At 53.6% G+C, this 21,398-nt stretch carries 19 protein-coding genes; 11 read left to right on the top strand and 8 right to left on the bottom strand.

The genetic code is table 11. The features are described from left to right. Nucleotides 1-107: 107 nt before the first annotated feature. The 5 genes from OM794_RS15975 to OM794_RS15995 all read left to right on the top strand — a co-directional run bounded on the left by OM794_RS15975 (nucleotide 108) and on the right by OM794_RS15995 (nucleotide 6,158). A complete protein-coding gene (locus OM794_RS15975; protein WP_226247482.1) occupies nucleotides 108-1,022 on the top strand; it encodes a LysR family transcriptional regulator in 915 nt (304 codons plus the stop codon). 78 nt (nucleotides 1,023-1,100) lie between these two features. Next, nucleotides 1,101-1,976, top strand: coding sequence for an AEC family transporter (locus tag OM794_RS15980; RefSeq protein WP_226247484.1), 876 nt, complete (start codon nucleotides 1,101-1,103; stop codon nucleotides 1,974-1,976). A gap of 83 nt (nucleotides 1,977-2,059) precedes the next feature. Continuing rightward, nucleotides 2,060-3,247, top strand: coding sequence for a PQQ-dependent sugar dehydrogenase (locus OM794_RS15985; protein ID WP_413229645.1), 1,188 nt, complete (start codon nucleotides 2,060-2,062; stop codon nucleotides 3,245-3,247). Between the two features lie 53 nt (nucleotides 3,248-3,300). Further along, nucleotides 3,301-4,746, top strand: coding sequence for an ATP-binding protein (locus OM794_RS15990; protein ID WP_226247486.1), 1,446 nt, complete (start codon nucleotides 3,301-3,303; stop codon nucleotides 4,744-4,746). A gap of 11 nt (nucleotides 4,747-4,757) precedes the next feature. Further along, nucleotides 4,758-6,158 carry a sigma-54-dependent transcriptional regulator gene (locus tag OM794_RS15995; RefSeq protein ID WP_226247488.1) on the top strand — a complete coding sequence of 467 codons (1,401 nt, stop codon included), beginning with the start codon at nucleotides 4,758-4,760 and terminating at the stop codon, nucleotides 6,156-6,158. A gap of 253 nt (nucleotides 6,159-6,411) precedes the next feature. Here the strand turns inward: OM794_RS15995 and OM794_RS16000 are convergent, their stop codons facing one another. After that, nucleotides 6,412-6,834: a hypothetical protein gene (locus OM794_RS16000; protein WP_226247490.1), complete on the bottom strand. Its 423-nt coding sequence runs from the start codon at nucleotides 6,832-6,834 to the stop codon at nucleotides 6,412-6,414. Between the two features lie 381 nt (nucleotides 6,835-7,215). Between OM794_RS16000 and OM794_RS16005 the strand changes: the two genes are divergently transcribed. The 4 genes from OM794_RS16005 (at nucleotide 7,216) to OM794_RS16020 (ending at nucleotide 12,173) form a co-directional block, all read left to right on the top strand. Then, a complete protein-coding gene (locus tag OM794_RS16005; protein WP_226247492.1) occupies nucleotides 7,216-8,418 on the top strand; it encodes a quaternary amine ABC transporter ATP-binding protein in 1,203 nt (400 codons plus the stop codon). Continuing rightward, complete coding sequence (locus OM794_RS16010; protein WP_226247494.1) at nucleotides 8,418-9,248, top strand: ABC transporter permease; 831 nt, start codon at nucleotides 8,418-8,420, stop codon at nucleotides 9,246-9,248. The genes OM794_RS16005 and OM794_RS16010 overlap by 1 nt, the downstream gene beginning before the upstream one ends. A gap of 166 nt (nucleotides 9,249-9,414) precedes the next feature. Continuing rightward, nucleotides 9,415-10,290 (top strand): glycine betaine ABC transporter substrate-binding protein, encoded by an 876-nt coding sequence (locus tag OM794_RS16015; protein ID WP_226247496.1) that lies wholly within the window; start codon nucleotides 9,415-9,417, stop codon nucleotides 10,288-10,290. Between the two features lie 242 nt (nucleotides 10,291-10,532). Next, nucleotides 10,533-12,173, top strand: coding sequence for a BCCT family transporter (locus tag OM794_RS16020; RefSeq protein ID WP_226247498.1), 1,641 nt, complete (start codon nucleotides 10,533-10,535; stop codon nucleotides 12,171-12,173). Nucleotides 12,174-12,270: 97 nt separating this feature from the next. Here OM794_RS16020 and OM794_RS16025 read toward each other — a convergent pair whose 3' ends face one another. The 3 genes from OM794_RS16025 to OM794_RS16035 all read right to left on the bottom strand — a co-directional run bounded on the left by OM794_RS16025 (nucleotide 12,271) and on the right by OM794_RS16035 (nucleotide 15,553). Further along, nucleotides 12,271-12,996, bottom strand: a complete 726-nt coding sequence (locus tag OM794_RS16025) for a 3'-5' exonuclease (protein ID WP_226247500.1) — start codon at nucleotides 12,994-12,996, stop codon at nucleotides 12,271-12,273. 1 nt (nucleotide 12,997) lies between these two features. Beyond that, a complete protein-coding gene (locus OM794_RS16030; RefSeq protein WP_226247503.1) occupies nucleotides 12,998-14,908 on the bottom strand; it encodes a DUF294 nucleotidyltransferase-like domain-containing protein in 1,911 nt (636 codons plus the stop codon). 255 nt (nucleotides 14,909-15,163) lie between these two features. Beyond that, nucleotides 15,164-15,553: a DUF4168 domain-containing protein gene (locus tag OM794_RS16035; RefSeq protein ID WP_088698839.1), complete on the bottom strand. Its 390-nt coding sequence runs from the start codon at nucleotides 15,551-15,553 to the stop codon at nucleotides 15,164-15,166. 140 nt (nucleotides 15,554-15,693) lie between these two features. Between OM794_RS16035 and OM794_RS16040 the strand changes: the two genes are divergently transcribed. Further along, nucleotides 15,694-16,608 (top strand): DMT family transporter, encoded by a 915-nt coding sequence (locus OM794_RS16040; protein WP_413229642.1) that lies wholly within the window; start codon nucleotides 15,694-15,696, stop codon nucleotides 16,606-16,608. A 144-nt stretch (nucleotides 16,609-16,752) separates the two neighbouring features. After that, nucleotides 16,753-17,442: an EAL domain-containing protein gene (locus OM794_RS16045; RefSeq protein ID WP_226247507.1), complete on the top strand. Its 690-nt coding sequence runs from the start codon at nucleotides 16,753-16,755 to the stop codon at nucleotides 17,440-17,442. A 15-nt stretch (nucleotides 17,443-17,457) separates the two neighbouring features. Here OM794_RS16045 and mtgA read toward each other — a convergent pair whose 3' ends face one another. The 4 genes from mtgA to OM794_RS16065 all read right to left on the bottom strand — a co-directional run bounded on the left by mtgA (nucleotide 17,458) and on the right by OM794_RS16065 (nucleotide 21,275). Continuing rightward, entirely contained in the window at nucleotides 17,458-18,174 is a 717-nt protein-coding gene (gene mtgA, locus OM794_RS16050; RefSeq protein ID WP_226247509.1) for a monofunctional biosynthetic peptidoglycan transglycosylase, read from the bottom strand. Nucleotides 18,175-18,184: 10 nt separating this feature from the next. After that, on the bottom strand, nucleotides 18,185-19,039 hold the full coding sequence (fghA, locus tag OM794_RS16055) for an S-formylglutathione hydrolase (protein WP_226247511.1): 855 nt from the start codon (nucleotides 19,037-19,039) through the stop codon (nucleotides 18,185-18,187). 96 nt (nucleotides 19,040-19,135) lie between these two features. Next, nucleotides 19,136-20,245 (bottom strand): S-(hydroxymethyl)glutathione dehydrogenase/class III alcohol dehydrogenase, encoded by a 1,110-nt coding sequence (locus OM794_RS16060; protein ID WP_226247513.1) that lies wholly within the window; start codon nucleotides 20,243-20,245, stop codon nucleotides 19,136-19,138. Between the two features lie 46 nt (nucleotides 20,246-20,291). Beyond that, the gene (locus tag OM794_RS16065) at nucleotides 20,292-21,275 is read right to left on the bottom strand and encodes an MBL fold metallo-hydrolase (protein WP_226247516.1); all 984 of its coding nucleotides are present in this window, start codon (nucleotides 21,273-21,275) and stop codon (nucleotides 20,292-20,294) included. Nucleotides 21,276-21,398: the final 123 nt, after the last annotated feature.

Here is a 21,398-nt window from a genome sequence, read left to right on the forward strand (position 1 = left end):
CGGGGTGAGACGGTACGTTCAACATACCGGAACACAAATGCCTATTATTTCTATTCGCACCGAAAAATGGCACAATCAGCCTTCTCCCTTTTCCCGTGGGCCTGACCATGTATGACTTTGACGAACTGACCGCCTTTGCCGATGTAATGACCACGGGTAGTTTGACACGCAGTGCTCAGAAGCTCGGATTAGCCAAATCGACCCTTAGCCGCCGCATCAGCCAGCTTGAAGCCCGGCTTAACCAGCCGCTGCTGCGGCGCCAGGCAAACCGCTTAATTCCCACCGAGGCGGGGCTGCTGTTTCACAACTACTGCACTGAGCTTTTGGCAATGGCAGCGCATAGCCAGGAAGCCCTGGCTGAGCTGCGCGAGGAGATTAGCGGCGAAATTACCCTTGAAGTGCACGGTGCCCTGGCCCGCAGCTGGTTAGCCAGTGCCATTGATGCGTTCTTAAACCGTCATCCCAAGGTAGAGCTAACGCTACACACTCGAGAAACGCCGCCCACTAAAATGCACAGCAATAGCGTGCATGTCTGGCTTGGGCCGACTCATGAGTGCGGGCTAAACCAGGAGCGCCTGGGCCACCTATCCCGCGGGCTTTATGCTAGCCCACGCTATTTAGCAGCGGCTGGCACGCCGCACCATCCCGATGAGTTAAACCACCACGCCTGGATAGACCTGTTGGGCACGGCTTCTGACGGGCTATTGCTCACTCATCCAGAGCATGGCGAATACACCTTTAACCCGCCCCGTTCACGGCTACGGGTTGATCTCACTACCCTGCATATAGATGCCATTGCGCGCAGCCAGGGTATCGGCTTGCTCTCACACTGGTTAACCGCAAAACGCGAACAGCATCATCCAGGCGAGCTGATTAACTGCCTGGCCGGCTGGGAGCCAGTGCCACTCCCGATCACACTGCTCTATGCTTACGGTCACCAGACCCGCCGTACCCACGCGCTGCTAGAGTTTTTACGTAGCCAAGTACCCGCACCGTGGCGCACGTCAGCCGCGACGGTGTAGGTTAATTCGAGTGTTTGCCTTGCCAGTTAGCCCGCTTATTAACGACAATGGGCGGCTAACGATTGCCAAGGACAGCCAATGCTTGCCGAACTTTTTGCCGTCATGGCGCCCGTGCTGGCTGGTGCAGGGCTCGGCTACCTGTGGGTACGCTTAGGCCATCCCTACCCGGTCGACTTCATTACCCGGCTAGTGTTTAACATTGGTACGCCCTCACTGGTATTGGCCTCTCTTGCGGGCGCTGATATTGATGCCACCACCTTTGGCCAAACCATGCTGGCCGCTGCGTTAGTGATCCTCACTATGGGGGCCGCGACTTTTTTGGTGGCAAAACTGTTGCGCCGCAGTTGGCGGGTTTTACTTGCCCCCATGATGTACCCCAATACCGGCAACATGGGCTTGCCTGTGGTGCTCTATGCCTTTGGTAGTGCCGGGTTTGCCTACGGCATTACGGTGATGGTGACCGTATCGCTGTTTCAGTTCACCTTAGGGGCCGTACTGAATAGTCAGGGCAACCCTCTCAAAACCCTTGTCAAAACACCCACGGTGTACGCCATCGCCATCTCCATGGCGCTGCTGCTGACAGACACTGCCCTGCCGCCCTGGTTGGCCAACACGGTGGACTTGATGTCGGGGTTCACGGTACCGCTCATGCTCATTACCCTGGGCGTATCACTGGCCAGCATTCAGGTGAAGAATCTGCGTTCAGGGCTAGGTTTTAGCCTGGTGCGGGTGCCGCTCGCCGCCGGTGTCGCCTGGCTGATCGCTGGCTGGGTGGGACTTCCACCTTTGGCGCAGAGCATTTTAGTACTGCAAATGTGCATGCCGGTCGCGGTCTTCAACTATCTCTTTGCTCAGCGTGCCCAGCGCGAACCCGTTTATGTCGCCAGCCTGGTCTTCTGCTCAACGTTGTTAGCGCTGTTTTATCTGCCCATGCTACTTGCCCTGCTGATGTAATAGTGGAACCCCCACGTGGCGATAAGGTCACTGCTAGACTACTGGCAAGGATGCCAATGATTAATTTCACCAGAGGGCACGCTATGCTTTATATGAACAACAGCCACTCGACCCGACTGAAGCCTGCGGTTTTGGCTGGGTTCAGCGGGTTAGTGCTGGCGAGCGCTATCAATACAGCAAAGGCGGAAATCATTCAGGAATCAATGGAGACCGATCACCTGACGCTCTCCATTGAACGCATCGCTGATGGGTTCGAGCACCCATGGGCGGTGGCGTTTCTACCCGATGGCCGCTACCTGGTGAGCGAACGCAGCGGGCAGTTGAAACTCGTCGAACCCGAAAGCGGTGAAGCCAACACTTTGGAAGGCATGCCCGACGTGAGTACTCAGGGCCAGGGCGGACTGCTGGACGTGACGTTACATCCTGATTTCGAAGGCGAAAATAGCAACGGTGATAACGACTGGATCTATTTCACCTGGAGCAAGCCCGACGGCAACAACAGCCGCTCGGCATTATCGCGGGTAAAATGGCAAAATGACCGGCTGGGTGAGGTGGAGCACTTGTTTGAACAGGATCGCGCTTCTGGGCCAGGCCGCCACTACGGCTCAAGGTTAGCGTGGTTGCCCGACGGCACCCTACTGATGAGTATTGGTGACCGTGGCAGTGAACCACCCCGCGCCCAGGCAAGCGATGACCATGCAGGCTCTACCCTGCGCCTTACCGACACGGGCGGCGTGCCAGATGACAACCCCTTTGTCGGCGATGACACCACGCTGGATGAAATTTACTCCATGGGTAACCGCAATATTCAGGGCATGACCGTGCTCAGTAACGGCGAAGCTTGGGCGTCAGAACATGGCCCCCGCACCGGCGACGAGCTGAATCATATCGAAGCGGGCAACAATTATGGCTGGCCAACTGTCAGCCAGGGCAATGACTACGCGACCAATGAGCCCATTGGCGAAGATTCGTTACCCGGCATGGTGGATCCCGTATATCTCTTTGAAGGTCGCTTTGCCCCTGCCGGGCTTGCTGAAGTCACCAGTGAAGCCTTCGGTGAGTGGCAGGGCAGCTTATTAGCCGGCGGCTTAGGTAGCGAGAAACTGCTGCGTTTGCGCCTGGAAGAGGGCCAAGTCGCCGAAGAAGAGCTGATTTTACAGGGCGAAGTAGGCCGTATTCGAGATGTTCGCCAAGGCCCTGATGACGCTATTTATCTGCTTACTGATGACCCACAGGGCGGCTTGTATCGCCTGGCGCCAACAGATCAGTAGCGCTCCATTCACCCGCTGATACTAACCCGTATTAACACCACCATGGATGCCCCATGCGACTACGCAATTTAATTATTTTAACGGTGATTGTGCCGCTGTTTGTCATCCTAGTGGTGTTTAGCTTGGTGGCGATCAAGTCGCTTGAGGATAACGTACGCTCGAAGCTACAAACTGAAGTGGAGATTATTACCCGAACGCTGAGCTCTTCGCTCAGCTACGCAGTGACGCCAGACAGCAGTACACCGCTTGAAGAAGCACTTCAGTCAGCGTTTTCATTCCACCGCATTTACGGCGCTTATGTATTCGATACGCAGGGTCGCGATATTTACGGCCTGGGTCTTGGTAAAGATATTTTCAGTCGCGAGGAGATTCAGCAAGTCATTGAGCGCGACGATTTATATAGCAATTATCGCCAACACGATGGTTGGAATTACTACTCTGCGTTGACACCATTGCGCTCCCAGGATGGCACTGTGTATGGCGTACTACAGGTCAATCGGCTCAATACCGGCATTGAGAACTACACGGGGTTTATCAGCATTGTGGCCGTGTTGGTGTTTGTGATTGGCGCCGCCGGGATCGTGTTTAGTATTTGGTGGGGGTTCCGGCGCCATATCGAGCGGCCGCTTAACCGGCTGCTGCACGTAATGCTGCTGGTAGAAGATGGTGATCGCAGCCAGCGTGCCACCGAAAACGGCCCCACCGAATACCGCCGCCTCGCTTCCGGTTTGAATGGCATGCTGGACGCGATGGCCGAGAAAGACCATGAAATCGAGGAGCGCCAGCGGCGCGAAATAGAGCTTGAAAAGCGCCTGCGTAAATCGAAAAAGCTGGCTGAACTGGGCGTACTGGCAGCCGGCGTGGCCCACGAGATAGGTGCGCCGCTGACGGTGATTAACGGCCAGGCCCAGCGCCTGGCTCGCCGCAGTATTATTGGTGATGACGAACGAGCGCGATTGGGCCGCATACGCGGCGAAGTTGAGCGCATCGTTGAAATTGTGCGCCAACTGATGGAATTAGGCCGCCAACATAACGTGGAAAAAGGTGAACAAGCGCTCGATCAGCTTATTATAAGTGCCAAAGACCTGGTGGAAGATGAGCTGGAACCACGCAATATTCGTTTAGACGTTGAATTACCGAAGCCGACACCCAACTTACTCGCTAACGGCCAACAAATTGTACAGGTGCTGACCAATTTACTGCGCAATGCCGCGCAAGCCCCCGAAGTAAGCCGCATTCGCGTACACGCCCAGCAGCAAGAACACGAATTGATACTGTGGGTGGAAGATGATGGGCCGGGGATACCCAGCTCTCACCACCATAAGGTGTTCGACCCTTTTTTCACTACCAAACCGGTCGGCCAAGGCAGCGGGCTGGGGCTCTCTATGGTACATCGCATTATTAACGACCACGGCGGTACGATCGGCGTGTTTAACAGCGCCCTTGGCGGCGCTGGATTTGAAATTACACTACCTATTAGTGAAACCGCATCCGCGTGAGGACAACATTTGTGACCCAACAGGAATCCCTTTTACCTTTGTTGGTGGTGGAAGATGACGCCGCTATACGCGAGTTATTAGAAGAAGAACTGCAGGATGCAGGCTACACGACGCTCGGCGTACCTAGCGCTGAAGAGGCAATCGCCTTACTAAGCCACACCTCCGTCTCATTGGTGATTACCGATGTGCGACTGCCGGGCATGACCGGCATTCAACTACTTCAACAGCTCCGCCAGGCGGGCAGTGAGCTGGGCATCATTGTGATTACCGCTTTTGGTACCATCGACCAGGCGGTTGAGGCACTTAAGCTAGGGGCTGACGACTTTTTAACCAAGCCGTTAGACCTTGATGCCATACGCGATGCCGTATTTCGTGTGCTGGAGCGTCAACGTCTGACAGTTTCCCACGACGCTGACATCAGCCACTTCCACGGCATTGTGGGTAAAAGCCAGATCATGCAGACGCTATTTCATGACGCCTCCCGCCTTGCCAAAAGCGATGCTCCCATTCTGATCTTGGGTGAAAGCGGCACTGGCAAAGAGCTACTTGCCCGCGCCATTCACCAGGAAAGTCCTCGCCATGACCAGCCTTTTGTACCGATCAACTGTGCGAGCATTCCCGCGGACTTGATGGAGAGTGAGTTCTTTGGTCATGTTAAAGGCGCCTTTACCGGGGCTAATGAAGCACGCAAAGGACTCTTCCAAAGCGCTCAGGGTGGCAGCCTGTTTTTAGATGAGATTGGTGAAATGCCCATCAATCTGCAGGCTAAACTACTGCGCGCGTTACAGGAAAAGACCGTGCGCCCGGTGGGCGGAGAAAGAGAAGAATCGGTTGATGTACGCATTATCGCCGCAACTCACCGCAACCTGGAAAAAGAGATCGAACAGGAGAATTTCCGCAGCGACTTATTCTACCGCTTGGAGACATTTTCACTGCGTATCCCCCCGCTGCGCGAGCGCGGTACCGATATCGAGCACCTAGTGTTTGCGCTTATCGATAAGCACGCGGAAGCCCAGGGTAAACAGATTGAGCAAATCGAGCCGGAAGCGCTCAATAACCTGCTCAACTACGCCTACCCAGGTAACGTTCGCGAACTGGAAAACGCCATTATGCGGGCCGTTACCCTAAGCGAGGATGGCTCGCTCAGCTATAAAGATCTGCCCGAGCGTCTGCGTGAGCAATCGACGGTGGAAACCGGTAGCCCTTTGGTGCCCACTGTGAGCGGTGAAGTGCTAGCAGGCGGACAGATGCCCACACCACCGCCAATCCGCTGGCCCAGTTTAGAAGAGGTCGAAAAGCGCTATATTAACAAAGTGCTGGAAGCCACCGGTGGGAACAAGCGACGCACTGCCGAAGTTCTTGGAATTGCTCGTCGGACGCTTTATCGCCGTCTGGAAGATAATGAGGAGTAGCCGCCGCCAAGCAGTAAAATCAAGTAGCGCAATTGAGAAACGACAAACGCTAATTAGAAAGTAGGCAAGAAAGCAGGCAAGAGCTAAAAAGCAGACAAAAAAACCCCCGCGGGCGCGGGGGTGGAAAGGATGGTAAACCGTGTGGAGCAGCCGCAGGGAACAAACAGCTGGGTCGATTTACCATCGTAGGGAGCGGCACACTTGCTCAAACTTAAAACAGTGGATTAAAAACAGTTACTTAAAAGTTAACTAATTAATTAGCAGTTGAATTCTCATCATCTTCAGTACCGGGCATAGGATCAGTCCCTTCACCAAAACCAGGCTCGTCCTCATCAGGGTTCATCGTGCCTTCTGCTGGCTCGTCCATGGTGTCTTCTGGCATGGAGCCTTCAGATGTCGCTCCTTCAGACTGTGACATATTGCCTTCTGTGGCGGGATCATCACCTAAACCAGGATCCTCCTCCATAGCGGGCTCTTCGTTCATGCTCGGTTCTGGCTGAGAAGTCGCGTCCTGCTCTAGGGGAGAAGCTTCATCCGCAGGCGGCGCTGCCTCTTCATTGTCACCGCAACCGGCTAGTACAAGTACACTTGCTGCCGTCGCCATCATACATAGCGTTAACCAGCGTGGGCGGTTGGAAACCTGCTTACTCTCAATGTGGTCGTGATGCTTATCCATAATACCCACCTCCATTGCTAACACCGTATGTTTCTAAACGTCTTCGCTGACTTATGGCTAACCAGTTTTACACAGATAATAGGTCGCCTACACCTAGCCTATTCACTTTGCATGCCAAATCCGCCAAAATAAAAATAAAATAATTAAAATCAAAAGCTTAAATAAAAACAAGCATATCGCAATAAGCGCACAGCGAAACACCCCTGTGGGTGAAAAATGACACATGTAACGTTAATTGCCCCGTTGAGCGAGCCGTTGTGACACACTGACCCTACCTATGTATAATAATTTTTAATAAATCATCCGACTCAAACTCTTATTTCTTTATGAATGGCTAAGCAATGACATCCGCCCATTCTGTTCAACAAAAAGGCATCGCCGATGGACGAGACACGACCCGTCAAAATTAAAGTGCGCGGCTTAAGCAAAGTCTTTGGCAAGCAACCACAAAAAGCCATTGAGCTACGTAACCAGGGAATGAAACGCCCCGAAATCCTGGAGAAATCCGGCCAGACGCTGGGGCTATCCAATATTTCATTTGATGTTTATGAAGGCGAGCTACTCGTCATCATGGGGCTATCAGGGTCGGGCAAATCGACCTTGATCCGCTGCCTGAACCGTCTGATTGAAACCACCGAAGGTGAAATCATTATCGACGGTGAAAACATTCCGACGCTAAAAGAGAAAGCGCTGTTAGAGTGTCGCCGCCGCCACTTCTCTATGGTATTTCAAAATTTCGCGCTATTTCCCCACCGCACTGTGCAGCAAAATGCCGAGTTCGGTTTGGAAATTCGCGGCGTAGAGAAGACTGAGCGGCAAAAAATTGCCCACAACGCGCTGAAGCAGGTGGGCCTGGAGGGCTGGGAAGACGCCTACCCCAACCAGCTTTCCGGCGGCATGCAGCAGCGGGTTGGTCTAGCCCGCGCACTGGCGAACGATGCCACCGTTCTACTGATGGACGAAGCCTTCTCAGCGCTCGACCCGCTGATTCGCAAAGATATGCAGCAAGAACTTTTACAGCTGCAATCCAAAATGCAGAAGACGACGGTTTTCATCACCCACGATTTGGATGAGGCGCTCAATATTGGCGACCGCATCGTGCTGCTGAAAGATGGCGAAGTGGTACAGATCGGCACGCCGGAAGAGATCCTCACCAAACCAGCGGACGACTACGTGCGGCGCTTTATCGAAGGCGTCGATCGAGCGCGTATTTTGACCGCCGAGAGCGCCATGCGGCCACTGCGCTCCACCGCACGGGAGAGCGATGGCCCACGCACGGCACTACACCGCATGCGTGACCATGCAATCGACTCTATCTATGTGGTTGACCGCGACCGCCGCCTGCTCGGCCTGCTTGAGGCCGATGCCGCCAGCAAGGCCATTCAAGCGGGTGCCGACTCGATCATCCCCTACTTAACCCAAGATTTCCGCAAAGTCCCCATGGATGAGCCGCTGCACAACCTGTTCGCCATGTTTAGTGAAAAGAGCTTCCCTATCGCCGTTATTGATAAGCAGGAACAGCTCCTGGGTGTGGTGGTTAAAGGCGCAGTACTCGATGAACTGGCACGTGCAGGAGAGCAATAATGGATATCCCACGCATCCCGCTAGGTGAATGGATTGAAAGCGGTCTGACTTGGTTGACCAGCGAATACTCCCTGGTTACCCGCGGTATATCGCGTTTCACGCAAACCGGTATCGATGTTTTAAATGACAGCTTGATGTGGTTGCCTGAGTGGGCGCTGCTCGCGTTGATCGCACTGCTCTGCTGGAAGTTGGCGGGCCCTCGGCTTGCAATCGGCGCCGCCGCTGGTTTGGCACTGATTTGGAACCTCGGTCTCTGGAATCCGATGATCGAGACGCTCACGCTGGTGGTGTTCGCTACTATGGTGGCGGTGGTCATCGCCTTACCGGTAGGTATTGCGGCGGCGCTATCCAATCGGCTTTACCGGGTCATTATGCCGATTCTGGATTTTATGCAGACCATGCCTGCCTTCGTTTATTTAATTCCAGCGATTCCCTTTTTCGGGATTGGCTCGGTCTCGGCGATTTTTGCCACAGTGATTTTCTCAATGCCCCCGGCTATTCGCTTTACCACCCTGGGCATTCGTCAAGTACCGGTGGAGCTGATCGAAGCCGCCGATGCCTACGGTGCCACCCGTGGTCAGAAGCTAATCAAAGTACAGCTACCGCTGTCACTGCCCACCGTTATGGCGGGTATCAACCAGACGATTATGCTGGCTCTCTCCATGGTGGTTATTGCCGCCATGATTGGTGCGGATGGCTTGGGCAGCGAAGTATGGCGCGCTATTCAACGTTTGCGCCCTGGCGACGGCTTTGAAGCAGGTATCGCAGTGGTTATTCTGGCCATGCTGCTTGACCGCTTAACGCAGTCACTCAGAAAAACCCGACAATAGCGAAAATGCACGGGTAACGTAAAACGATAAAGTAAGAGAGCAGAAGCGGCTGCGTTGAGCCATTAGCTTGCTAAGTCGCCCTATGCTCACCATGCTGTGTTTTGCAGCAGCTGTGTTTGTTGATAACTGTGTACGTTAATAACTTTATACCCAAGGGAGAAAGTGAATGAAACATCGCACATTGAACCTCCGTATCCGTCTTGCGTCACTGGCACTGCTTGCAGGTGCAGGCGTTGCCGTCAGCAGCGCGGCGCAAGCCGAAGAAGAGAAAGGCACGATCAACCTGGCCTACGTGGAGTGGTCATCTGAAGTCGCTTCTACTAACGTCATTGCCGCGGTGCTTGAGCAGGCAGGCTATGAGGTTGACCTAACCTCACTCTCAGCAGCGGCCATGTTCCAAGCGCTCTCCACTGGCGATGCGGATGCTATCGTTGCTGCTTGGTTGCCAACCACTCACGCTGATTACATGGAGCGCTTGGGTGATAGCATTGAAGACCTTGGCCCCAACCTGGACGGCACCAAGCTAGGTCTCGTTGTTCCGTCATACACCGACGTCGACTCGATTACTGACCTTAACGATAACGCTGACAGCTTTAATGGCGAGATCATCGGTATTGACCCCGGTGCAGGCTTAATGAGCCTCACCGAAGAGGTTGTGGATACCTATGACCTTGAACTGAATCTGCGTAGCGGCAGCGGCGCCACCATGACCGCTGCATTATCCAGCGCGATCAATAACGAAGAAGATGTTGTTGTTACTGGCTGGACGCCCCACTGGATGTTTGCCCGCTTTGATCTGAAGTATCTAGAAGATCCCGAGAACGTCTATGGCGGCGCGGAGCAGATCCATACCGCGGTTCGCCAAGGCCTGGAAGATGACATGCCGGAAGCATATGCGATTCTCGACGCTTTCGAGTGGACGCCTGAGCAGATGGGCGAAGTCATGCTAATGAACCAGGAAGATGGCAGCGACCCCTACGAAAACGCGAAGCAATGGGTTGAAGATAACCAAGACGTAGTCGCAGAGTGGCTCGATAGCTAAACGAGCCAAACAGTCGCGGTAGCAGGGGGCTTCGGCCCTCTGCTGTCGTTTTAAGAACTGTTTTAAGCCCTGCTATTAAGTACTGTTTAAGCGCCAAGGTTCACATTACGTTGAATACTGTCATTACAGATTTGCTACTGTGAGCCCCTAAGCGCTCGCCATGCGATGTGGGTTGATGACCACACTTTGGTTTCTGTTCACCCTTTTGATCGACACTTCTTGATCGAAATAGAGAGGTTCCTGTGGATAACCACGACGATAAACGCCCCCCTAAAGAGCCCGTCTCTGAGGGCATACCCGCCCCAGACGGCCCGGCTAACCTGATCGACACCGATTATGTCATCGGCCAAGACAACATCACTACTAACACCATGGGTCTCAATCTTGACCTGCACGGCAAGGTGTTTAGCATTTCGGCAATCATCGTGCTGTTGTTTGTGGTGCTAACCCTGGCGCTGCAAGATACGATTGCGCCTATTTATGATGCTATTTTTGGTTTTTTGACCGGCAACCTTGCGTGGTTCTTTATTTTAGCGGCGAATATATTTGTCATCTTGTGTCTTGGTCTGATCTTCTCCCCCCTCGGTAAAATCCGTATTGGTGGCGCTGAAGCCAAACCGGATTTTACCTATATGGGTTGGTTTTCAATGCTGTTTGCCGCGGGCATGGGAATTGGCCTGATGTTCTTCGGCGTCAACGAACCGCTGACGCACTTTGGCACCTCCTTTGATGGGGGCAGCTGGGCGCCATTGGCGGGCGCGGAAGGTAATGCAGCCGGTGCGGAAGCGTTGGCCATGGCAGCAACCATCTTCCACTGGGGCCTACACCCCTGGGCAATTTATGCCGTTGTTGCACTTTCCCTGGCACTTTTCTCATTCAATAAGGGCTTGCCACTCTCCATGCGTTCAGTGTTTTACCCGATTTTGGGCGAACGCGTTTGGGGTTGGCCAGGCCATTTGATCGATATTCTGGCGGTGTTTGCCACGCTGTTTGGTTTGGCCACATCACTAGGCCTAGGGGCTACCCAGGCCGCTGCGGGCCTTTCCTACCTGTTTGGCGCACCGGAAAGCGATATCACCATGATTCTGCTGATCATCGGCATTACGATGATCGCCATCGCCTCTATCGTTGCGGGTGTTGATAAGGGCGTACAACTGCTCTCCAAAATCAATATCGCCATGGCGGCAGCCCTGTTGTTCTTTGTGATTGCGGTTGGCCCTACCCTACTGATTCTCACTGGCTTCTTTGAGAACCTATGGAGCTATGCGATGCACTTGCCTGCACTGTCGAATCCTTTCGGCCGTGAAGATGCCAACTTTAGCCAGGGCTGGACCGCCTTCTATTGGGCGTGGTGGATCTCCTGGTCTCCGTACGTCGGTATGTTTATCGCCCGGGTATCCCGTGGTCGTACCGTTCGCGAGTTCCTGATCTCCGTGCTGATCGTGCCCTCTGTTGTCTCGGTGCTATGGATGACCACTTTCGGCGGCACCGCTATCGACCAGTATGTGACTCAGGGTATTGAAGCCGTACGTGACGCTGGAGTGGATCTACAGCTCTTCATTATGCTGGAGCAACTGCCGCTATCACAGATCACGTCATTCGTGGCGATTGTGTTGGTAATCGTGTTCTTCGTCACCTCTTCTGACTCCGGTTCGCTCGTAATTGATTCCATCACCGCTGGCGGTAAGGTCGATGCACCGACGCCACAGCGCGTTTTCTGGGCGATCATAGAAGGCGCGATTGCCATTGCGCTACTGCTAGGTGGTGGCCTGACAGCGCTGCAAACCATGGCGGTTTCTACCGGCTTCCCGTTCACCATCATTCTGCTAGTGGCCTGTTATGCCATTATCAAGGGATTGATGAGTGAACCCAAGGCGGTCTAGCACTGTTGTAAACCGATCGTCGGTTTAAACCTAGCGAGTAAGTAAAACGGGTAACCCACTGGGTTGCCCGTTTTTTTGGTAGGCTGATAGATAGCCTTCAACACCACATATCTTTTAAGGGCGTGTCAGGGCGATAGTGGGTGGCAATTTGGGCCTGCAGCAGCTCTGCAGTGGCCAGCGCATCGACCAGGGCATGGTGCCCCTGGTAAGCAGGTAAGCCGTAGCGCTCACGGCTTGCGTGCAGGCGGATGGAAACCGGTGGGCGCCCCAGCCAGCGGCGAAAACGCGCCCATAGGGTTTGGCGATGCAGCCGCGCTTCCAGCGACATGGTATCAATCATCGGAAACAACACCCCTTCCCCACGCCGGGTTTTGACCGCCGCGTTCAAAAAGGGTCGTTCAATATTGCGAAAATGCACCACCACCAGGCGACCCGCTAACTGGGCCAACAGTGCGTCCAGAACCTCTTCCAAGTCGGGCGCATGGGCGATCTCTGAGTGAGTAATATGGTGGTAGGTAATTGAGGCTTCTGCTAGCGGTCTCGAAGGTTTCACTACCCAGTAACGCCGCTCAGCCAATTTGATACGATTTAGTGTAAAGGGCACAAGGCCGATACTGACAATCGCATGTCGCCTCTCATCCAGCCCAGTGGTTTCCATATCCAGCGCCACCATAGGCACCTCGGAAATAGGTGTTTCAGGGTCAGGCAACGGCGTACCAAAAAATTGCTGAAGCGCAGGATTTTTCGCTTGCTGAGCCCGCTGGGCCATGTAGCCCTTCCAGTCGGCCTGGGTAATTTTCTGACGCGGGCGTATATCGAGCATCTTAACGCCCCTGCCGCTGGGCGGGCATAGGGTAGCGGTATTTCAGAAACTTTTGCGCATTGCTCAACACCTGGAAAGCGTCTTTGAGGGTGTGCCGTTCGCTATCCGCCACGTTTTCAGGCTCGATATTGTTATCCGGCAGACGATCCTCCTGAAGATCGATCATTTGATGGCGAATCCGCGACATACATAAAAATTCAAATGCATAGCTCAGCTTGTCGCTCATACCATTCGCCAATAGCTGGGTCTTGCTGATGTCATTTAAGCGCTGAAATGAGTTTTGCGCTTTTGAGCCGCAGGCCAAGGCGTGAATACGCACCAAATCCACCATCGGCGCCGTACCGCGGCGCTTCAAGTTGATCGAGTTGTTGTGCTTTCCATCCTGCTCCATCACAAAGGTGCGGAAAAACCCAAGCGGTGGCGTACGGTTCAGGGCATTGCGCGCCATGGCGGCTAAAAACAGCGGTGATTTTGGTGCGGTCTCAGCAATTAAATCCTGTAGCGTTTCCACATAGAGGTCTTCGCCGTAGCAACTATCAAGATCAAAGAAAATCGAGCTGTGCAGCAGTCGTTCAGGCGTGGGTTTAGCCATCCAATCCTGAAAATAGCCCTTCCAAACGCTAAGCGGTTGACGCCATTGAGCGTTGGTCGCCATAACATCGCCTTTACAATATGTATAGCCGCAGGCGTCCAAGCCATCGCTGACAATTTTTGCCAGTGCATAAAAGTAGTCGTCATGCTGATCAGGAACAAAGTCATCAGAGAGAATCAACGCATTATCCTGATCAGTGACGATGCTCTGCTCATTGCGGGCCATGGAGCCATTGACCATAAAACAGTAAGGCACCGGCGGTGGGCCCAGTTCGGCTTCGGCCATTTCCAGCAACCGCCGAGTAAAACTGCGTCCGATCGTGGAAAGGGCGCTACCCACCATTTGCGAATTAGCCCCCTCCTGCACCATACGCACAAACGCCGCGCTCACATCCGGTGCCAAGCGTGCCAGCCCCTGGGCGCTGGACTGATGAAAAATATTGCTGACCAGGTAGAGTCCGCTATGGGTCTCGTAGCGGATAATATCCGAAAGGTGCACCACGCCCACCGGGCGTTGACGATACAAGACAGGGAGGTGATGCACGTTACTGCGCAGCATCATCAGCATGGCCTCATAAACAGAGGCGTCCGATTGAATGGTGATTAGCCTTGAGGAAACCACCTCACCGACCGCGGTTTGCGGCGATAGCCCCTCGGCGACCACGCGGGTACGAAAATCGCTGTCGGTTAAAATCCCGCACATCTGCCAAGTCTGGCCTTCGCTATCTTTGAAACTGAAGCGTGGGTTATCACTCCCCTCTTTTATTACCAGCAGTGCGGATGCTTGCGCTTCGCTCATCTGCTGCGCGGCTTGCTGAACGCTGGTAGACGTTTCCACCATTACCGGATAGCGGGTCAGCAGTTTGCGTATCCGGGTGACCATCATATCGTTGGACTTCTTCTGCTGCTCGGCAGCGCTCTCAAGACGCGGTCGTTCCAGCTCTACGAAATCAGCAAAGTGCTCATCCTCCTCACACAGCCGAAGGAAGACCGCCTTGGGAATAAAGTAGATCAGGGTATCTTCAATCGCCTGAGCGGGAAAACGCACTTTATGGTTACGCAGCAAGCTAAAGTGACCAAAAATATCGCCCTCACCCAAGCGGTTATACAGCTCTCCCTGGCTACGATAAACTTCCACGGCGCCACTGCGGATATAGCAAAGATCATTGAGCATCTCGTTGAGCGCCAATATGCTGCTGCCGGTTTTGAAGTAGCTCACTTCCACCTGCTCAGCAATGGCATCCAGGAGATCATCCGACAGCCCATCAAAAGGGGGAAACCGCCCCATATGTTGGCGTATTTCTAACAGCTCGACATCCATACGGACTCCTTGGGCTTGCCGGACAATAGGCGGGATAACCAACGCGTTATCTAAAGTGTGGCGGGAAGGCTAAGTCAGGTAAACCCCTCCCAGTATAATAAAACTATCCTGAAGTTGAATGACCCATAAAAAAGCCCGGTGCAATTAAGCACCGGGCTTTGTGGTCAAAGTCATGTAGGCTGCTAGATAGAGGTTGCTATATAAGCAATACCAACATTAGCAAAAATGACCTCGATCGCGTTCAGCAAGTATGACTTACGACTGGTTAGCCATTTCCTGCACGCGCTGCATCATTTCCGGGTCTTGTTGAATAGATTGACCAATAGCATTGAAGGTATCAACATCTAGGCCGCTGTCTTCAACCACTTCGATCATGCGGTCATTAGCTTCGGTGCGCACTTCCTGTTGCGCTGATTCATCTTCCGCTTCCTGCAGACGCTGAGTATATTCTTGAGAAATAACCGCAATTTCTTGAGAAGCATCGGCAAACTGCTGGAGCTGGTCGTCAGAGAAATCCTGGGCAGGTGCTTGCTGGGTTGCCATTGGATCTTGTGCAGCGCCTTGCTCTTCTTGGGCGTGGGCAGTAGCCGTCATCAGACCAGTCGCGAGCAGGGCAGCGGAGAACAGAGCAGTCATACGTTGCATAAGAACCTCAGTATTGCGTTGTGTATGTGCCCACTGTGACGCGCCGTATTCAACCAGGTTCAATCTTTTATGTAAAAGTTAGTAACAAAAAGAACAAAACGTATCAAAAATCGAGTTATGCACGCCACCACGGAAAGAATATGATCATAAAATTCAAAGAGTTAGGAAGAAACAATCTGTCTGCGGCAGGACTTGCCGCCATGCCAGCACTTTTTGTGCTGCTTTGGAGTACCGGCTTTATCGGCGCCAAATTCGGGCTGCCTTATGCAGAACCCTTTACGTTCCTGTTTATTCGCTTTGTACTCACGCTGCTGCTGCTGATTCCACTGGTATTAGTGATGCGCATACCCTGGCCCTCATCACCCAGGTTATGGACACATATCGCTATATCGGGTTTTCTAGTTCATGGCGCCTACTTGGGGGGTGTCTTCTATGGCATTTACCTGGGTATGCCCGCCGGTTTAGCAGCACTACTGGTTGGGCTTCAGCCGCTCCTGACCGCCGCTTTCGCCGGGCCACTGTTAGGCGAGCAGCTCTCTTGGCGTCAATGGTTAGGGCTAGGACTGGGCCTCATAGGTATCAGTTTGGTATTGGGTAGTAAGCTTGAGGTGGGTGAGTCGCTGTTTGACGGTTTCGGGATTAGCGCTCTGCTGTGTGTCACCGCCGCTTTGATGGGGATTTCGCTGGGTACTCTCTATCAGAAGAGGTACTGCACCAGTATGCCGCTACTTTCCGGGGCAGTGATTCAGTACCTGGCGGCGGGCGCTCTGCTCGGGATAGGTGCGCTGTTATTTGAGAGCCGCCAAGTGGAGTGGAGCAGCACCTTTCTCCTCACCTTGGGTTGGCTGGTGTTGATTCTCTCAATTGCCGCTATCCTGTTACTCATGGCCTTGATTAAAAAGGGGGAAGCCTCACGTGTGGCGAGTCTTTTTTATCTTGTGCCACCGGTCACGGCGCTTCAGGCGTGGTGGCTTTTTGACGAACGTCTTCCCCTGCTAGGACTTCTGGGGATGTTGGTTGCCATTACTGGGGTGGTGATGGCGATTAGACGATGACGCGTTTTTTATAATTAACGCGCTATTTATAACTAACGACAGCTGTAGACCAGGGCTTGGATAAACATGTCAGCACAACACCACTGTGCCAGGGTGAACGGACACTGTAACCGTTGCGACTCTCCGGTACCTTTTGCATTTACGATGGCGTTTCAACCGATCGTCAATGTCAGTCAGCGACAAGTTATTTACTACGAAGCGTTAGTACGCGGCCCCAACGGTGAGTCCGCTTTTTCAATACTGGAACAGGTAACCGATGAGCTGATGTACCGTTTTGACCAGGCATGTCGCATTAAAGCGATTGAACTAGCCAGCGAACTGGGCATGCAGGAACGGCTCTCTATTAACTTTCTGCCTAATGCCGTTTATGAGCCGCAGGCGTGCATTCAAGCCACCCTGGAAACAGCCCGTCGTGTTGGCTGGCCCACCGAGCGGCTCAATTTCGAAATTATCGAAACCGAGCGGGTCAAAGACCGCATTCATATGCGCACCATTATTGAGAGCTATCGCGAAATGGGCTTTACCACTTCGCTGGATGACTTTGGTAACGGTTACGCCAACCTAGATCTGTTGACCGATCTGCGACCTGATACGCTAAAAATCGATCGTGACCTGGTAATGGGATGCGATAGCGACAAGCGTCGCCAAGCCATACTGCGTAGCTTAGTGGCACTAGCAGAGACACTGGGGACAAAGCTGATTGCTGAGGGCGTGGAAACCCGTGAAGAGTCGCGCTGCTTGCTGACGCTGGGCATTCCCATGCAGCAGGGCTATTACTTCTCCCATCCCAACTTAGAAGCACTGGCGGAGATTGATGACGCTAAATATGACTAACGGGGCTAAAAACAGCTATAGATGCTGCAAGTAATCAGCTCCACCTAAGTTACGCATCTGCTGGCGAATCCACTGGCTCCGCCGCTCAACCTGGGCATCGGGGCGTGCGGCGCTGCGCGTTAGCGGGCTAGGTAGAATAGCCGCAAGAAGGCTTGCCTGACGTTCAGTTAACGAATTGGAAGAGACGCCGAAATAGTGCTGAGCAGCAGCTTCCAGCCCAAATACACCACGATCCCACTCGGCGACGTTGAGATAGACCTCCAAAATACGCTGCTTGCTCCAAAGTGTTTCTATCAGCAGCGTAAACCACGCTTCTAACCCTTTGCGCGTCCAACTGCGGCCTGTCCATAGAAAAACGTTTTTCGCCGTTTGCTGACTCAAGGTACTGGCACCACGCAGTCGCCCCCCATCTTGGCTGGCCTGCAACGCGCGACGTAGCTCGACAAGGTCAAACCCCTGGTGGTGCGGAAAGCGCTGATCCTCTGCTGCAATCACCGCTAACTTGGCATTAGTAGAGAGCGAATCCCATCCCCGCCACTCGCGCTGCATACGAATCGGGTCGCTATGGATCCAGCTCTGAATTTTGCGCTCGACCATCACCATCGACCCCGGAGGAGGAACGATCCGGAACAGCAGTACCAGCGCAACTGACAGCAGCACAAACGCTAAAACGCCGCGCCAAACAATCCGCCATATCAGACGCATAAAACGACGCAGCGAGCGATTGAGCATCCAGTTATCCTTAACGCTTCATGAGGTGGTCTGCATGATAGCGCAGATGATCCTCAATGAACGAGGCTATAAAGAAGTAACTGTGATCGTAGCCCGGCTGACGGCGCAGCGTTAACGGATGATCGTGCTCTTCGCAAACGGCTTCTAAACGCTCTGGCTGAAGCTGCTCCTCCAGGAATTGATCCGCTTCGCCCTGATCGATAAACAGGCGCTGGCGTGATGCACCGTTGGCCACCAGCTCACAGGCATCGTACTGACGCCAGCGGGACTGATCGTCACCCAAATAGGCGTTAAACGCCTGCTGCCCCCAAGGACAGTTCATCGGATTAACCACTGGTGAGAAGGCTGACACAGAACGGAAACGCCCGGGGTGACGTAGCGCCAGGATCAACGCCCCGTGCCCCCCCATTGAGTGCCCGCTAATCGATTCACGCCCATTAACCGGGAAGTGCTGACGCACCACGGAAGGCAGCTCCTCAATCACATAGTCGTACATACGATAGTGGGCTTTCCAGGGTGACTCGGTGGCATTCACATAAAACCCGGCCCCAGAGCCTAAATCATAGCTTTCATGCTCCCCGGGCAAATCGGTACCCCGTGGGCTGGTATCAGGGCACACAATCGCTACGCCCAGCTCAGCGGCAATACGGTGAGCGCCCGCTTTCTGCATGAAATTTTCATCATTACAGGTCAGCCCTGAGAGCCACCACAGCAGCGGTACGCGCTCGTTTTCCGCCTGGGGGGGCAAGTAAACGGCGAAGATCATGTCGCAATCCAGCGCACGGGAGTAGTGGCGGTAGCGCTTATGCCAGCCACCGAAACTACGGTTGGCAGACACCAGTTCTAAAGTTTCACTCATGCTCATGGGCAGGTTCCTTTAAATGCAGCAAACGCGGCAGGTCTACCCTACCGCGTTTTAGCGTTTCAAACGTGCTTCCTATACTACTTAATAATGCTGGGCCTAGTAATGCAGCACGGTACGAATGCTCTTGCCTGCATGCAGTAACTCGAACGCTTCGTTGATTTTCTCGAACGGCATGTCGTGGGTAATGAAATCGTCGATATTGATCTCACCGTTCATATAACGATCAACGTAGCCCGGCAGTTCGCTGCGGCCTTTTACGCCACCAAAAGCAGAACCTTTCCAGACCCGACCGGTAACCAGTTGGAACGGACGTGTGGAGATCTCTTCGCCTGCACCGGCGACACCGATCACGATCGACTCGCCCCAGCCCTTATGGCAACACTCCAGCGCCGAACGCATCACGTTGACATTGCCGATACACTCAAAGGAGTAGTCGACGCCGCCGTCGGTCAGATCAACAATCACCTGCTGAATGGGGTCTGAGTACTCTTTCGGATTCACAAAGTCGGTGGCGCCAAACTGCTTGGCCAGCTCAAATTTATCCGCATTGACGTCGATGGCAATAATACGCCCCGCCTTGGCCATTACCGCGCCTTGAATAACGGCCAAACCGATAGCCCCAAGACCAAACACCGCCACCGTAGCACCCGGCTCAACTTTTGCAGTATTCAGCACTGCACCGATACCGGTGGTCACACCACAGCCCAGCAGACAAATTTTATCCATGGGTGCTTCTTTAGAAACCACTGCCAGGGAGACTTCGGGCAACACGGTGTACTCACTAAACGTGGAGGTACCCATATAGTGATGCAGCATTTTGCCATCGAGTGAGAAACGCGAGGTGCCGTCGGGCATGACCCCTTTGCCTTGGGTAGCGCGCACGCTACCACATAGGTTGGTTTTACCCGACAGACAGAATTTACACTTGCCGCACTCGGCCGTGTAGAGCGGAATCACATGGTCGCCTGGCTTAAGGCTAGTGACGCCCTCACCTACTTCCTGAACAACGCCGGCACCTTCATGGCCCAGCACCGCAGGGAAGTTACCTTCGGGATCAGCGCCGGAGAGCGTATAAGCATCGGTATGGCAAACGCTTGTCGCAGCCATCTTAACCAACACTTCTCCCGCCTTAGGGCCTTCAACATCGATCTCAACCAGTTCAAGCGGCCTACCCGCTTCCAATGCAACAGCTGCGCGTGACTTCATATTGACTCCTAAATATTCATTATTCCAAAAAACAAAAACTAAGACGTTACTCGTCAGTTGCCACTGGGCCAAACTCAATCGGCAGCCAGCGGTAGCCCTCTTCATCTTTTACGATATGACCAATACCAGGGAAAGGCATATGGGCACCAGCTATCCAGTGTTTATCTTCAACCGCGCTTTCGAGCACGCTTTCCCGGGTGCGAATGGCCTGCTCGGGGTCAGAATCAAACTCAATGGCCACAGTAGGGTCGGCAAATTGAACACCGTAACTGTGCACCACATCGCCCCATACCAGCATGGCGTCATCATCGCTGTTGAGCATAAAGCTTGAGTGTCCGGCGGTGTGGCCATGGGTATCCTGGGCAACGATACCCATCAGCACTTCATCCCCAGCCGTGAAAGGGCTGAAACGGTCAGCTTCCTGATAAGGCGCTACCGCGTTTTGAGCCATGGTAAAGAAGGGTTGATTGGCTTCAGGCGCCGCAGCCGCACGCTCCTCATCCAGCCAAAAATCGGCATCCGCTTGGCTGGCACGCAGTTCAGCATTGGGATAAACCGCTTCGCCCTCCTCATTGGCCAAACCACACACATGGTCAGGATGCAGATGGGTCATCAGCACCGTGTCAACATCCTCCGGCGAGTAGCCAGAAGCACGCAGGTTGCTCTCTACCTGGCCCAAGGAGGGGCCAAAGCAGGCGGCAGAACCGGCATCAACTAGCACGAGGTTCTCGCCAGTGTGAATAAGAAAAGCGTTTACCGCGGTTTGCATACCACTCTCTGCATCAATGAATAACGCATCCAGATGGCGGAGAATCTCTTCTTGCTCCATGCCTTTTAGCAAGGAGGTATCAATAGCCGTATGACCATCGTATAGAGCGGTCACCTCATACTCCCCGACCATCATACGAAACCAGCCCGGCGCTTGCTCCTGCTGCTGAGTGGGTAACTCTGCTTGGGCAGTGACTGCCCAGCCAGCACTCACGGCCACTGCCAAGGCACCACGCGACCATTGAGATAAGGATATAGACATAAGCAAAAGGCTCCATTCATAAGCTACCGATGGTAGCAGTGTAGGCCAGCTAGGCGCCCTTGATAAACCGGGATACACTCACAAGATTATTGTCACACAGCAACAATCGCCATTGACCCAGGG

Source organism: Halomonas sp. BDJS001, assembly GCF_026104355.1.
Classification (GTDB): Bacteria; Pseudomonadota; Gammaproteobacteria; order Pseudomonadales; family Halomonadaceae; genus Vreelandella.

What these genes read in the sequence shown, in the direction of transcription:
- OM794_RS15990 (WP_226247486.1), top strand. Translation starts at nt 3,301, where the DNA reads ATGCGACTACGCAATTTAATTATTTTAACGGTGATTGTGCCGCTGTTT.
- OM794_RS16010 (WP_226247494.1), top strand. Translation starts at nt 8,418, where the DNA reads ATGGATATCCCACGCATCCCGCTAGGTGAATGGATTGAAAGCGGTCTG.
- OM794_RS16035 (WP_088698839.1), bottom strand. Translation starts at nt 15,553, where the DNA reads ATGCAACGTATGACTGCTCTGTTCTCCGCTGCCCTGCTCGCGACTGGT.
- OM794_RS16040 (WP_413229642.1), top strand. Translation starts at nt 15,694, where the DNA reads ATGATCATAAAATTCAAAGAGTTAGGAAGAAACAATCTGTCTGCGGCA.
- OM794_RS16065 (WP_226247516.1), bottom strand. Translation starts at nt 21,275, where the DNA reads ATGTCTATATCCTTATCTCAATGGTCGCGTGGTGCCTTGGCAGTGGCC.
- OM794_RS16060 (WP_226247513.1), bottom strand. Translation starts at nt 20,245, where the DNA reads ATGAAGTCACGCGCAGCTGTTGCATTGGAAGCGGGTAGGCCGCTTGAA.
- fghA (WP_226247511.1), bottom strand. Translation starts at nt 19,039, where the DNA reads ATGAGCATGAGTGAAACTTTAGAACTGGTGTCTGCCAACCGTAGTTTC.
- OM794_RS15975 (WP_226247482.1), top strand. Translation starts at nt 108, where the DNA reads ATGTATGACTTTGACGAACTGACCGCCTTTGCCGATGTAATGACCACG.
- OM794_RS16015 (WP_226247496.1), top strand. Translation starts at nt 9,415, where the DNA reads ATGAAACATCGCACATTGAACCTCCGTATCCGTCTTGCGTCACTGGCA.
- OM794_RS16030 (WP_226247503.1), bottom strand. Translation starts at nt 14,908, where the DNA reads ATGGATGTCGAGCTGTTAGAAATACGCCAACATATGGGGCGGTTTCCC.
- OM794_RS16005 (WP_226247492.1), top strand. Translation starts at nt 7,216, where the DNA reads ATGGACGAGACACGACCCGTCAAAATTAAAGTGCGCGGCTTAAGCAAA.
- OM794_RS15980 (WP_226247484.1), top strand. Translation starts at nt 1,101, where the DNA reads ATGCTTGCCGAACTTTTTGCCGTCATGGCGCCCGTGCTGGCTGGTGCA.
- OM794_RS16025 (WP_226247500.1), bottom strand. Translation starts at nt 12,996, where the DNA reads ATGCTCGATATACGCCCGCGTCAGAAAATTACCCAGGCCGACTGGAAG.
- OM794_RS16000 (WP_226247490.1), bottom strand. Translation starts at nt 6,834, where the DNA reads ATGGATAAGCATCACGACCACATTGAGAGTAAGCAGGTTTCCAACCGC.
- OM794_RS16045 (WP_226247507.1), top strand. Translation starts at nt 16,753, where the DNA reads ATGGCGTTTCAACCGATCGTCAATGTCAGTCAGCGACAAGTTATTTAC.
- mtgA (WP_226247509.1), bottom strand. Translation starts at nt 18,174, where the DNA reads ATGCTCAATCGCTCGCTGCGTCGTTTTATGCGTCTGATATGGCGGATT.
- OM794_RS15985 (WP_413229645.1), top strand. Translation starts at nt 2,060, where the DNA reads ATGCTTTATATGAACAACAGCCACTCGACCCGACTGAAGCCTGCGGTT.